The sequence below is a fragment of the Thioalkalivibrio sp. ALE11 genome (genome assembly GCF_000381205.1).
In the GTDB taxonomy this organism is placed as follows: Bacteria; Pseudomonadota; Gammaproteobacteria; order Ectothiorhodospirales; family Ectothiorhodospiraceae; genus Thioalkalivibrio.
The window spans coordinates 189,598-202,689 of the sequence record NZ_KB906164.1; the positions used below are offsets into that span (position 1 = coordinate 189,598).

The 13,092-nt window shown below is 67.0% G+C and carries 13 protein-coding genes; 7 read left to right on the forward strand and 6 right to left on the reverse strand.

What is annotated here, in order from left to right; translation table 11 throughout:
* Positions 1–162 precede the first annotated feature (162 nt).
* The 3 genes from F620_RS0100925 to F620_RS0100935 all read left to right on the forward strand — a co-directional run bounded on the left by F620_RS0100925 (position 163) and on the right by F620_RS0100935 (position 2,037).
* On the forward strand, positions 163–609 hold the full coding sequence (locus F620_RS0100925; protein ID WP_018870045.1) for a bacteriohemerythrin: 447 nt from the start codon (positions 163–165) through the stop codon (positions 607–609).
* Positions 610–692: 83 nt separating this feature from the next.
* Entirely contained in the window at positions 693–1,124 is a 432-nt protein-coding gene (locus tag F620_RS0100930) for a bacteriohemerythrin (RefSeq protein WP_019569135.1), read from the forward strand.
* A gap of 109 nt (positions 1,125–1,233) precedes the next feature.
* Positions 1,234–2,037 (forward strand): proteasome-type protease, encoded by an 804-nt coding sequence (locus tag F620_RS0100935; RefSeq protein ID WP_018870047.1) that lies wholly within the window; start codon positions 1,234–1,236, stop codon positions 2,035–2,037.
* Positions 2,038–2,067: 30 nt separating this feature from the next.
* Here the strand turns inward: F620_RS0100935 and F620_RS0100940 are convergent, their stop codons facing one another.
* The 4 genes from F620_RS0100940 to F620_RS0100955 all read right to left on the reverse strand — a co-directional run bounded on the left by F620_RS0100940 (position 2,068) and on the right by F620_RS0100955 (position 7,662).
* Positions 2,068–3,027 carry an alpha-E domain-containing protein gene (locus tag F620_RS0100940; protein ID WP_019569136.1) on the reverse strand — a complete coding sequence of 320 codons (960 nt, stop codon included), beginning with the start codon at positions 3,025–3,027 and terminating at the stop codon, positions 2,068–2,070.
* A 1-nt stretch (position 3,028) separates the two neighbouring features.
* Positions 3,029–4,477 (reverse strand): circularly permuted type 2 ATP-grasp protein, encoded by a 1,449-nt coding sequence (locus F620_RS0100945; protein WP_019569137.1) that lies wholly within the window; start codon positions 4,475–4,477, stop codon positions 3,029–3,031.
* Between the two features lie 149 nt (positions 4,478–4,626).
* Positions 4,627–6,195, reverse strand: a complete 1,569-nt coding sequence (locus F620_RS0100950; RefSeq protein ID WP_019569138.1) for a PAS domain-containing methyl-accepting chemotaxis protein — start codon at positions 6,193–6,195, stop codon at positions 4,627–4,629.
* Between the two features lie 99 nt (positions 6,196–6,294).
* A complete protein-coding gene (locus F620_RS0100955) occupies positions 6,295–7,662 on the reverse strand; it encodes an HDOD domain-containing protein (protein ID WP_019569139.1) in 1,368 nt (455 codons plus the stop codon).
* 69 nt (positions 7,663–7,731) lie between these two features.
* Here F620_RS0100955 and motA point away from each other — a divergent pair, with 69 nt between their 5' ends.
* Both motA and motB read left to right on the forward strand, forming a co-directional pair.
* Positions 7,732–8,583 carry a flagellar motor stator protein MotA gene (gene motA, locus F620_RS0100960; protein WP_019021261.1) on the forward strand — a complete coding sequence of 284 codons (852 nt, stop codon included), beginning with the start codon at positions 7,732–7,734 and terminating at the stop codon, positions 8,581–8,583.
* Positions 8,584–8,602: 19 nt separating this feature from the next.
* The gene (gene motB / locus F620_RS0100965; RefSeq protein WP_019569140.1) at positions 8,603–9,502 is read left to right on the forward strand and encodes a flagellar motor protein MotB; all 900 of its coding nucleotides are present in this window, start codon (positions 8,603–8,605) and stop codon (positions 9,500–9,502) included.
* Between the two features lie 15 nt (positions 9,503–9,517).
* Here motB and ilvA read toward each other — a convergent pair whose 3' ends face one another.
* The gene (ilvA, locus tag F620_RS0100970) at positions 9,518–11,035 is read right to left on the reverse strand and encodes a threonine ammonia-lyase, biosynthetic (RefSeq protein WP_019569141.1); all 1,518 of its coding nucleotides are present in this window, start codon (positions 11,033–11,035) and stop codon (positions 9,518–9,520) included.
* A 318-nt stretch (positions 11,036–11,353) separates the two neighbouring features.
* Here ilvA and rpiA point away from each other — a divergent pair, with 318 nt between their 5' ends.
* Positions 11,354–12,016: a ribose-5-phosphate isomerase RpiA gene (gene rpiA, locus F620_RS0100975; RefSeq protein ID WP_019569142.1), complete on the forward strand. Its 663-nt coding sequence runs from the start codon at positions 11,354–11,356 to the stop codon at positions 12,014–12,016.
* 6 nt (positions 12,017–12,022) lie between these two features.
* Entirely contained in the window at positions 12,023–12,232 is a 210-nt protein-coding gene (locus tag F620_RS0100980; RefSeq protein WP_019021264.1) for a DUF2905 domain-containing protein, read from the forward strand.
* A gap of 10 nt (positions 12,233–12,242) precedes the next feature.
* On the opposite strand, the gene F620_RS0100985 is transcribed toward F620_RS0100980, so the two are convergent.
* Positions 12,243–13,067: a rhodanese-like domain-containing protein gene (locus F620_RS0100985; protein WP_019021265.1), complete on the reverse strand. Its 825-nt coding sequence runs from the start codon at positions 13,065–13,067 to the stop codon at positions 12,243–12,245.
* Positions 13,068–13,092 lie beyond the last annotated feature (25 nt).

Sequence of the window (13,092 nt, forward strand, 5' to 3'; positions counted from 1 at the left end):
CGCGGGCGGCCTGCATAAAGGCCCGAGGGTACACGGATCCGGCATGGCCGCGCACAACCCGACCGCCGATGATTATGAGCCGAATCACTGTCAAAGGCGTCGACATACCGTATCCTCGCGTGACGACATTCTCAGTCCCACATCCGTGGCCCGGAGCAGCGAATGGCACACATGGAATGGACCAGCGATCTCGACACCGGGATCGAGGTCATCGACAACCAGCACAAGCGCATCGTTGACTACATCAACGAGCTCCATCACGCGATCGAGAACAGCGATCGCGACGAGGTGGGCGATGTCATCAACCAGTTGATCGACTACACCCAGTCGCACTTCACCTTCGAGGAAGAAATGATGGAGGAAGCCGGCTACCCGTTCCTGCGCGCCCACCAGCGGGTGCACGGCCTGTTCATCCGGCGGGTGGAAACCTTCAAGGAACAGTTCGAGAACGGCGAGGACATCGCCCGCGAACTGCATACCGTACTCAAGACCTGGCTGGTCAATCACATCAAGCACGACGACGCCGATTACGCCGAGCTCGTGCGCCAGCACACCGGGGCCGACACGGCCCACAACCGGGGACTGTTCAGCAAGCTCTTCGGCCGCTGAACGCCCCGCCGCTCCCGTGTGGCGGAGGAGGGCCGCCGCGCGGCGGGCACCGCATACCGATAACATCACCAGGAGATGGAGCCATGCCGTACGTTCACTGGTCGGACGATCTGGATACCGGGATCCCGGTCATCGACAACCAGCACAAGCGCATCGTCGAATACATCAACCGCCTGTGCGAAGCCGTCGAGGGCCGCGCGTCGCGCGAGGAGGTCCACGAGGTGCTCGACCAGGTGGTGGATTACACCCTGACCCACTTCGCCTTCGAGGAAGAGATGCTGGAGATCGTGGAATACCCCGACCTGGACCGGCACCGTCGCTCGCACGAGGCATTCAGCCAGCGGATCCGCCAGTATCAGCAGGATTTCGCCGACGGTCAGGACGTGGCCAGCGAACTGGGCGAGACCCTGCGCGACTGGCTGATGAACCATATCCGCAAGGATGACCACGAATACGGCCACATGGTCCGCGACTGGATGCGCTCCCACGCACCCAACGGCATCCTGCAGAACTGAGAGGCCGGCCGCCGGTCCGCGCACCCGGGTGGCGGACCGGCCCGCGTTGACGCACCCGCTGGCGGCGCCTAGTATCCCGGGACTCCGCCCTGCCCGGATTGCCCGCCCGATGACCTACTGTGTCGCCATCGATCTGGACGACGGTCTGGTGTTCGCCTCCGACTCGCGCACCAATGCCGGCGTCGATCAGGTCAGCACCTACTCCAAGATGCATACCTTCGAGGTCCAGGGACAGCGCCTGTTCGTGGTCCTCGCCGCCGGCAACCTCGCCACCACCCAGGCGGTGGTCAGTCGCCTGCAGCGCGAAATGGAGGAAGCCGGCCAGGAAGGCGCCGCCGAACCGAACCTCGCGACCGTCGCCCACATGTCGGAGGCGGCGGAATACCTCGGACGCATCAACCGCGAGGAACAGGAGAAGCATTCCGAGGCGCTGTCGAAGTCGGGGATGAAGGCCGATGCCACCCTGATCATCGGCGGCCAGATCGCCGGCGAGCCCCCGGCGATCTTTCTGGTCTATCCGCAGGGCAACTACATCACCACCTCGCAGCACACCCGCTTCCTGCAGATCGGCGAAAGCAAGTACGGCAAGCCGATCCTCGACCGCATCATCGAGGCGGACACCTCGCTGGGCGACGCGGCGCGCTGCGCCCTGGTCTCCATCGACTCCACGGTGCGCTCCAATCTGACCGTGGGGCCCCCGATCGAGGTGCTGGTGTACGAGCGCGACACCCAGGAGATGGATCACTACCTCTGCCTGGAGGCGGAGGACGAATACCTGCGCTCGCTGACGCATGCCTGGGACGAAAACGTGAAGAAGGCCTTCACCGATCTGCCCCGCTTCGACTGGGAACACCGCCACGGGCGCAAGGACCGCGGCACTCGCGTGAGTCGCCGGGCGAAGAAGAAGTCCTGACGCCCGGGCCGCGACACAGCCCGGGCCGGCTCAGGCCGCGTCCGGCGCGGGCGCGTGTTCCGGGAACAGGAACCAGGTCCGCTCGTTGGCGCGGTGCAGCTCGGCCACGTCGCGCTGCAGGACCTCCAGGAAGCCATGCAGCTCGCCTTCGGCGATCAGCGCGTCGATATCGGCGTTCAGGGCATGCCGCCGGGCCTGACTCACCAGCCGCAGCGGCATCTCGTTGCGCGGCAGGCGCTCCAGCGCCGACTGCACCTCGGTCAGGGCGTGCGCCACCGCCCGCGGGAAGGCCGTGTCCTGCAGCAGAAAGCGCACCACGTCCGGGCCGTTGATACGGCGCTTCACGTGCAGACGATACATCTGGAAGCCGCCCTCCGAACGCAGGATCGAGGTCCACAGCAGCCCTTCGTAGGGCTCGGCCGGCTCGTCGTGGCGTTTGAGCAGCCGCAGTGCCCCGACGTCCACCTGGCGGGTGGTCATGTCGGCGCGCTCCAGATTGCGCCCCAGGCGGATGAAATCGTAGGCCGCATCGTGGCTCATGCTGCCGGCCAGCAGACCGGTCAGCATCTGGCAGCGCTGGATCACCTGCGACAGGAATTCGAAGCGCCCGCGCTTGGTGATCCCCTGATCGATGTGATCGCGGGCGAACAGGTACAGCTCGTTCATCACCTCCCAGGCCTCGGAGGGCACCAGATCACGCGTGGTCCGCACGTTCTCGCGGGCCGAGCGCAGCGACGACAGCACCGAGCCGGGGTTGTCGGCATCCGCCAGCAGGAATTTCACGCAATTGCGCTCGTCCTCGCGCTGGTAATGCGCCTCGAACTCGGCGTCGTGACCAGTGACCGACACCAGGCCCTTCCACGACAGCTGCACCGCCTTCGGCATGTCCAGCGCCAGCAGGTTGAAGGCCATGACCATGCGCGCGGTGTTCTCGGCCCGTTCCACATAGCGCGCCATCCAGTACACCCGTTCTGCCACCCGCGAGAGCATCTCAGTCCTCCTCGTCCACGATCCAGGTATCCTTGCTGCCCCCGCCCTGCGAGGAGTTGACCACCAGCGAGCCCTTGCGCATCGCCACGCGGGTCAGCCCCCCGGCGGTCACGTCGGTGCGCACGCCCTGCAGGATGAACGGCCGCAGGTCCAGGTGGCGCGGCTCGATTTCCGCCCCGCACAGCGTGGGTGCGACCGACAGATCCAGCGTCGGCTGCGCGATGTAGTTGCGCGGATCCCGGCGGATCAGCTTCGCGAACTCGCTGCGCTGTTTCTTGCTCGCATGCGGCCCCACCAGCATGCCGTAGCCGCCCGATTCGTTGGCCGGCTTCACCACCAGCTCGTCCAGATGGTCCAGCACGTACTGGCGGTGCTCGTCGTCGGAACACAGCCAGGTCGGCACGTTCGGGATGATGGGATCCTGATCGAGGTAATAGCGGATCACCTCGGGGATGAAGGCATACATCACCTTGTCGTCGGCGACGCCGGCCCCGGGGGCATTGGCCAGCCCCACATTGCCCTTGCGCCATGCGCGCATCAGCCCCGGCACCCCCAGCATGGAATCGGGATTGAATACTTCGGGGTCGAGGAAGGCATCGTCGATGCGGCGGTAGATCACGTCGACCCGCTCGGGGCCGTCGATGGTGCGCATGTACACGCAGTCGTCGTCGCCCACCATCAGGTCGGCCCCCTCCACCAGTTCGGCGCCCATGCGCTGCGCGAGGAAGGAGTGCTCGAAATAGGCCGAGTTGTAGATGCCGGGTGTCAGCACCGCGATCTCGGGATAGTCCTGCGGCCGCGGCGAGATCGAGGCCAGCATGTCGAACAGCTGCGCGGGGTATTCGTCCACCGGCAGGATGGAGCTGTCCTGGAACAGTTCCGGGAACACCCGTTTGGTGACCTGCCGGTTCTCCAGCATGTAGGAGACCCCCGAGGGCACCCGCAGGTTGTCCTCAAGTACATGGAACTGCCCGTCCCCGGCGCGCACCAGATCGCTGCCGCAGACATGCGCCCACACCCCGTGCGGGGGGTGGATCCCGACGCACTGCTCGCGGAAATTGCGTGACTGCTCCAGCACGTAACGCGGGATCACGCCGTCGCGAAAGATGCGCTGCTCGTTGTAGATATCGTCAATCAGCAGGTTGAGCGCGGTCATCCGCTGCTCCAGCCCGGCCGCGACCTGCTCCCATTCGCGCCGCGGAATCACCCGCGGGATGATGTCGAACGGCCAGGCGCGATCGATGTTTTCGCCCTCGCTGTAGACCGTGAAGCTGATCCCCATCTCGAGGATCGCGTTGTCCGCCGCCTGCTTGCGCCCCTGCAGTTCGGCGTCGTCCAGCGTGGCGAGGTAATCGGCCACCGCGCGGGCCGCTGCACGCGGCTGTCCCGGCCCTTCCATCAGCTCGTCGAAAAACGGGGCGGGATCGTAGTGTTTCCAGTCAATGGACATCCGGCGGGGCTCCTCTGCTCGGCGGCGTCGCAGCCCACAGCATACGTCCGCCCGCCACCGGGCGGGAACCCCGCGTGCAGGAGGCCAGCCCCCTGGCCGATCGGGGCCTGACGAGCCACCGGGGCCGAATCGGCCGGTGGGCCGGCCACCTACACGCGGGTGTCGAAACGGTGGATCAGGGATTTCAGCTCGCCGGCCAGGCGTTCCATGTCGGCGCTGGCCTCGCGCGCGTGTTCCGCCACGGTCCCGGTCTCGCCGGCCACATCGTGGATGGAGGTGACGTTGCGGTTGATCTCCTCGGCGACCGAGCTCTGCTCTTCCACCGCCGTGGCGATCTGGGTGTTCATCTCGGTGATGCGCCCCACCGCCTCGCGGATGCGCCCCAGCGACTCACCGGCCGACTGCGCCTGTTCCACACCGTGGGCAGCCTGTTCCTGGCTCGAGCGCATCGCACTCACCGCCTCCCGCGAGCCGTTCTGCAGGGTCTCGATCATCTGGCGAATGGTCACCGTGGACTCATCCGTGCGCTGCGACAGCCGGCGGACCTCGTCGGCCACGACCGCAAAGCCGCGCCCGTGTTCGCCGGCCCGCGCCGCCTCGATGGCCGCGTTCAGGGCCAGCAGGTTGGTCTGCTCGGCGATCTCGCGGATCACGCCGAGGATGTTGTCGATCTCCGCGGCATCGGTCTCCAGCCGGTTGAGCTTCTCCGCGGTGGTCTCGACCTCGCCCGCCATGCGGTTGATGGCTTCCACGGTGGCGTTCACCACCTCCTCCCCGGAACGGGTCTCCTGCTCGGCGTGATGGGCGCTGTCCGCGGCCTGCGCCGAGTTCTGCGCCATCTCCTGGATGGTCGAGGTCATCTGGTTCATCGCCGTGGCGACCTGATCGATCTCGCCCTGCTGGCGGGTGACCCCGCTGGCGGTCTGCTCCACCGCACCCGCCATGGTCCGGGCGCCGTCGCTTACCGCCCCCGACTGCTCCTCGATGCGGTCGAGCACGGTGAACAGCCGCGCCTCGTGGAAGCGCTGGAACAGCTCCAGCGTCGCCGAACCGTCGCGCCGGCCGCAGTAGATGGTCTCCATCACCGGGTTGTCGAAGATCCGCCGCAGCCCCCGCATGGTACGCTGCAACGGCTGCATCAGCCCGAGCGTGGACGCGCCCCCCAGGGCGAACACCAGGGCCAGACCCAGCCCCTGGGCCAGTGCTCCCCAGGGCGCCAGCAGCACTCCCAGCGCCAGCACAAAGCCGAGGCCCCAGACACCCAGCAGCCGGAACAGCAGGCTGTCCCAGAGGTGCCGGCGAAACTGGCGCCCGCGCTTCATCGCGGCATAGACCTTCTCCGCGCGCTCGACGTGCTCGCGCGACGGCACCCGACGAACCGACTCGTAGCCCACCTTCTGCCCGTTTTCGTAGGCCGGGGTGACGAAGGCGTCCACCCAGTAATGATCGCCGTTCTTCCGGCGATTCTTCACGATGCCCATCCAGGCGCGATCGGACTGCAGCGTGGCCCACATGTCGGCATAGGCCGCCTCGGGCATGTCGGGGTGGCGCACGATATTGTGCGCCGAGCCGTGGAGTTCTTCCCAGTCGAAACCACTGACGCTCACGAAGGCGTCATTGGCGTTGCGGATCCGGCCCTTCAGGTCGGTGGACGAGATCAGGTCCTCGCCCTCGTTGAGGGTGTATTCGGTCCCCGTGACGGGAAGGTTTTCGCGCATACTGCTCGGTCTCCGCGGGCGCGCCGGCCGGCGCGCCCTTTGCTCGTCGCGTGAGTGTCGTTTTACGGGGTAACGGCCGCCGCCCGGGCGGCTTGAGCTTCAGCGCCGTGCCGCCGCCAGCAGCCGGGCGAAGCCGTCGAAGGTCCGGGAATCCAGCGCCAGCGCCGGCGAGCGCCGGTCGGCGTAGATCATCCCGATGCAGCGCCCGTGCTCCCGCACCGGCGCCAGCAGGCAGTCTACCCCGCCGGTCAGCCCGGCCACTGGCCCGGGCAACGGGGTGTCAGGATGATCGCGCGACCACCAGACCGGATCGGTCTGCTCCAGTACCGCGCCCATGGCGCCCAGGTCATGGCGGCCGATGCCGAAATGGCTGAACTCCGGCTCGTGCAGCGTACCGACGAGATCGGCCGCATGCAGCCAGTCACCATCATGCGCCAGCTCCGCGAACACGACCCTGTTCAGCCCCAGGCCGAACTGGCAGGCGCGCAACAGGCGCCGCAGGCGCACGCCCCGGTGTGGCTCGCGCTGCAGCGCGAGCTCGCCGCTGACCGCGATGTCGCCGCGCGGCGCCAGGCCCAGCGGCACCGGCGAACAGTCCTCCCGCCAGACACGCGCGATCGCCGCGGGATCCAGGGCGTCCATGGCATACAGCCAGGCGTCCCGGTTGAAGCCCTCCATCAGACGGCCGAGCCGATCCGCCGCCGCCTTGTCGGGCTCGCCCAGCAAATCGGCCAGCAGGCGCAGATCGCGATCCTCGCGCAGGGTGTCCATGCCGTGGAAGATCTGGCCGGCCACCGTCGAAGCCACCATCACCTCCATGGCCCGCGGGTGAGCGGCGTTCTCCGCGCGCAGGGTACCGCGTACCAGCTCCGGCAGGTGCATGTGCTCGGCCATTCCGCGCGACAGATCGTCGGTGGCATAGCCCAGAGCCACGTAACTGGCCTCGTCGGGCAGCGCCCGCAGCTGCAGCATCGAGCGCAGCCCCGCCAGTTCCGGCGCGTCGGTCATTTCCAGCGCCAGCATGCCGAGGTCGTTCAACAGGGCGGCCAGCCCCAGCTCGCCCGGTTCACTGTCGTGGCGCACCCGTCCCAGTTTCTCCACGATCAGTGCCGCCAGGCGCGCCTGGGCCGCTCGCCGCCGGTACGGCTGCGGGTCCGGGAGGATGTCTTCCACCCTTGGTGCGCGTTCGATCTCCTCGTGCACCGCCCGCAGGCCCAGCATGGCGATCGCATCCGGTACCGAATGCACCTCCTGCTTGAGGCCCGGACGCGGGGCGTTGGCCCGCAGGATCAGCCGCAGTGCCAGCCCCGGATCGCGCTCGGCATACAGCCCCACCTCGCGCAGCGAGCGGTTGACCAGGGCGTCGGTGTCGGCGAAAACCGCCTCGCTGGACCCCAGTACCGGCCAGTCCGTCTCTGCCAGGCTGCGTGCCCGCCCGGCATAGGGCGCCGTTTCATCCAGGGCCATTGCTGTACCTCGCCTGCGGTTCTCGATTAAGGTTGGCGGGCCGACTATAGCAACGCAGGACCTGCTCGCGTGAAGTTCATCCTCGGTTTTCTCGTCGTACTGGGCGCCGTCTTCGGGGGCTACGTGGCCCACGGTGGCGACATCTTCATCATCTGGCAGCCCTACGAATACATCATCATCGGCGGCGCCGCGCTGGGCGCGTTCCTGATCGCCAATCCGCCACACGTGGTGGTTACGGTCTTCAAGTCGATCCCCAAGCTGATGCAGGGACGCAAATATGCGCAGGCCGACTACCTCGACCTGCTGGCGCTGATGTACAAGCTGTTCGTCAAGGCCCGCAAGGAGGGCCTGATGGCGGTCGAAGTCGACATCGATGATCCGGAAAACAGCGAGATCTTCCAGGCCCACCCGCGGGTGCTGAAGAATCACCATGCCGTCGAATTCATCACCGACTACCTCCGGCTGATCATCTCCGGCTCGATGAACCCGCATGAGCTGGACGCCCTGATGGACGTGGATCTGGAGACCCACCACGAAGAGGTGGAGCGTCCCAGCCATGCGGTGAACAAGGTGGCGGACGCCCTGCCCGGCTTCGGCATCGTCGCGGCGATCCTCGGCATCATCAACACCATGGGTGCCATCGGCGGCGACATCGAGACCATCGGCATGAACGTCGCCGCCGCGCTGGTCGGCAGTTTCCTCGGGATCCTGCTGGCCTACGGTTTCGTCGGCCCGACGGCCTCCGCGCTGGAGGCCCGCTCGCACGAGGACACCAAGTACATGCAGTGCATCAAGGCCTGCATCCTCGCCAACGTGCAGGGCTACAGCCCGCAGGTCTCGGTGGAATTCGGCCGCAAGACCATGGAAAGCGACGTGCGCCCGGGCTTCACCGAACTCGAGGAACACGTGAAGGCGGCCTGAGGCCGGCCGGACACCGCTCATGGGCGTCGAGGACAAGACCCAGCCGATCATCGTCAAGAAGAAGGTGGTCCAGGGCGGCCACCACGGCGGTTCGTGGAAGGTCGCCTTCGCCGACTTCGCCCTGGCGATGATGGCCTTCTTCCTGCTGCTGTGGCTGCTGGCCGCGCTGGAGGCGGACGAACGCGCCGCGCTGTCGGAGTACTTCCAGAACCCGTCAGCCTTCGAGGGCCAGGCCATGGCACCGTCGCAGGCCATCGGTGACGGCACCGGCGCCGATCCCTCGATCATCGACTTCGAGGGCCTGCCCGACCGTCTCGATGCGCCCCCGGAGCCCGTACCGGACGATGCCGATGACGAGACCCTGCTGGAACGCGACCGCGAGCGCCTGGAATCGCTGCAGGAAGCGCTGGAAGAAGCCATCGACCGCAGTCAGGCCCTGGAGCCGTTCAAGGACCAGCTGCTGATGGACATCACACCGGAAGGCCTGCGTATCCAGATCATCGACGCCGAGAATCGTCCGATGTTCGCCACCGCCAGCGCGCGGCCGCTGGACCATGCCAGCGGCATCCTGCGCGAGCTCGCGGGGCTGATCAACGAGGTCCCCAACCGGATCTCGATCACCGGCCACACCGATGCCCGCCCGCTGCAGCGCGAGGACTACACCAACTGGGAGCTGTCCACCGACCGCGCCAACGCCGCGCGGCGCGAGCTGATCGCCGGCGGCACCGAGCCGGAACAGATCGCGCGCGTGGTGGGGCTGTCCGACACCGTCCCCTTCGACCGGAACAACCCCGAAGCTGCGGTGAACCGGCGCATCACCCTGATCGTCCTCAACCAGGAGGCCGAGGAAGCCATGCGCGAGGGGATCGAAACCGAGGGCACCCCGCCGGCGGATGCACTGGACGCCCCGGAAGACTGACCCCGCACGCGACCTTCAGCGCAGGAACAGCGAATAGGCCGGGTTGCCGGTCTCCTCGTGCCAGGGATAGCCGACCTCTTCGAGGAATTCCCGGAAGCGCTTGCGATCCTCCTTCGGGATCTGCATGCCGACCAGCACCCGACCATGCGCGGAGCCATGGTTGCGGTAATGGAACAGGGAGATGTTCCAGGTCTCCCCCATGTGGTTGAGGAAGTTCAGCAACGCCCCCGGACGCTCCGGGAACTCGAAGCGGTAGAGCCGCTCGTTGCGCACCTCGCCACCGTGGCCGCCCACCATGTGCCGCAGATGCAGCTTGGCGACCTCGTTCTCGGTCATGTCGAGGACCTCGTAGCCGCGCTCGCGCAGGTTCGCGAGGATCTCCGCGCGCTCGGGATCGCCGCCTTCCAGCTTGATCCCGGCGAAGACATGCGCGGTGCTGTCGTCGGCGTAGCGGTAGTTGAACTCGGTAATGCCGCGCTTGCCGACCGCTTCGCAGAACTCGCGAAAGCTGCCGGGCCGTTCGGGGATGGTCACCGCGAACAGCGCCTCGCGGTGTTCGCCGATCTCGGCGCGCTCGGCCACGTGGCGCAGGCGGTCGAAATTGATGTTGGCGCCGCTGAGCACCGCCGCCAGATGCGCGCCGCGCAGCCCCTCGCGCTGGGCGTACTGCTTCATGCCGGCCACCGCCAGGGCCCCGGCCGGCTCGGCCACCACGCGGGTGTCGTCGAAGATGTCCTTGATCGCTGCGCAGATGGAATCGGTATCCACCAGCAGGACCTCGTCCACCAGCTCGCGGGTCAGGCGGAAGGTCTCCTTGCCCACCTGACGCACCGCGGCGCCGTCGGCAAAGATCCCCACCTGCTTCAGGCTGACCCGCCGGTTCTGCTGCAGCGCCTTGTACATCGACGGGGCGTCGTCCGGCTCCACCCCGATCACCCGGATCTCCGGGCGCAGGCGCTTGATATAGGCCGCCATGCCCGAGACCAGTCCGCCACCGCCGATACACACGAACACCGCGTCCAGCGGTCCCGGGTGCTGACGCAGCAGTTCCATGGCCACCGTACCCTGCCCGGCGATGACGTCCGGATCGTCGAACGGGTGGATGAAGGTATAGCCGTGCTCGGCCTCCAGCTCGCGGGCATGCGCTGCGGCCTCGTCGAAGGAATCGCCGAACAGCACCGCCTCGCCGCCGAAGCGGCGTACCGCGTCCACCTTGATCTGCGGCGTGGTGACCGGCATCACGATGACCGCACGGATACCGCGATGGGTCGCTCCCAGCGCCACGCCCTGGGCGTGGTTGCCCGCCGAGGCCGCGATCACGCCCTTCGAGCGCTGCTCCTCCGAAAGCTGCGCGATCTTGTTGTAGGCGCCGCGCAGCTTGAACGAGAACACCGGCTGCAGGTCCTCGCGTTTGAGGCGGATATCACAGCCCAGCCGGTTCGACAGCGTGGGCATGGCATCCAGCGGTGTCTCGCGCGCAACATCGTACACGCTGGAGGTGAGGATCTTCTCCAGATAGCGATAGTCTTTCATGACTTCGCACGATAGCACGCGCGCCGCATACCTTGTGACTCCCTCGCGCGAGGCCGTTCGTGCCCCCGTCATTGCGAGGAGCCGAAGGCGACGCGGCAATCGGCCGCAATGGCCTGCACGCAGGAACAGGTGGCTTCGGATGGAGATCGCCACGTCGCTCCGCGACTCGCGATGACGAGGGGGGAGAGCTGCGCGACTCGCGATGACTGGGCATGGCATGACTCGCAATGACGGCGCGAGAGCTGCGCGGCGCTTGTCCCGTCAACGTCGGGATGGTTATGCTCGGCAGGTTATATCAAGAACATGCGAGACGAAGCGATGACTCAGGACGAAATGAAAAAGGCGGTGGCCGAAGCGGCCCTGTCGAAGATCGAGGACGGCTGGGTGGTCGGTGTCGGCACCGGGTCGACCGCCAACTATTTCATCGATGCCCTCGCGGGCATGAAGAACCGCATCGACGGGGCTGTCGCCTCCAGCGAGGCGAGCGCGGAGCGCCTGCGCAAACATGGCATCGAGGTCCTGGACCTGAATTCGGCCGGCCCGCTGCCGATCTACGTCGACGGCGCCGACGAGGCCACTACCCACCTGCACCTGACCAAGGGCGGTGGCGGCGCGTTGACCCGCGAGAAGATCGTGGCCGCCGCCTCCGAGACCTTTGTCTGCGTGGTCGACGACACCAAGATCGCGAACTATCTGGGCAACTTCCCGCTGCCGGTGGAGGTCATCCCGATGGCCCGCAGCCACGTGGCCCGCGCGCTGTCGAACCTGGGCGGCAATCCGGAACTGCGCGAAGGTTTTGTCACCGACAACGGGAACGTCATCCTCGACGTCCACAACCTGCGCATCATGAACCCGGTGGAGCTGGAATCGGAGATCGATCACATCGCCGGGGTGGTGACCAACGGGCTGTTCGCGCGGCGCCCGGCCGACGTGATGCTGATCGGCAGCGAGAAGGGCGTGCGCGAACTGCACCGCCACTGAGGCACGATGAACGAGACCGGCAAGTGGCTGATCATCATCGGCGGCGCGATCGTCCTGATCGGGCTGCTGTGGCCCTGGCTGGGAAAGATCCCCTGGGGAAGACTCCCCGGGGACATCGTGATCGAACGCGGTGACAGCCGCTTCTACTTCCCGCTGACGACCATGATCATCGTCAGCATCGTGCTGTCACTGATCCTGGGCTTCTTCCGCCGCTGACCCCGCTCTCTCAGCCCATCACCTCATCGTAGAACGCCTGCATGCCGCCCTCGAGGAAGTAATAACGCTCGTCCTCGATGCCCAGCTCGCGCAGGCGATACTGCAGCCAGCGCACCTGCTGTCCGTGCTGGTCGAAGATCAGCAGGGTGTCGCCGTCCGCGGCGGCCGCACGCAGGGCGTCGTCCAGGGCCGCCGGCTCGTTCACCGGCATGACCCGTTCGCGTCCGCCGAACAGGGCGATGTCATCCTCGTCCCCGGCACCACTGATGTCGAGCAGCAGGCTGTCGTCCTCCTGGGCCCGGCGTGCGAACGTCTCGCCATCCAGCAGCCGCGCCTCGAACGACGCGTCGGGGATCAGATCGCCGTCCTCGACCGCTTCGCCGAACAGGCGGGAGAAGCGCGGATAGCTCTGCGCCCAGTCATGCATGCCGGCGTCATACGCCAGCACGGCATCGAGCCCGGCATCGCTGGCCCGCGCCGCCGCACGGTACGCCCGATGGCTGTCGCGCCCGTTGCAGTAGAACACCAGCGGGCTGCCCTCCCGGGCTTCCAGGTCGCGGACACGCTCGTCGAAATCGGGGGCGTGCAGATTCACGTGATGGGCGTCGCGCATCCGCATCACGTCGTATTCCGCGCGCGGGCGCACGTCCACCAGGGTCGAGCCGCTGAACTGACCGCGCAGGTCGAACAGCTCGATGGCCTCCACCCCGAAGCGTTCGTAAAGATGACGCCCCGGAAACTCCGCCAGCTGGGCCGAGAGGGTGACAGGGGTGGCCAGCAGGCCGGCGGCAAGGGCGAACACACCCGAACGAACAGCGAAATGACGAAAGCTCATGCGATCTCCGTTGACGTCAGCAGGG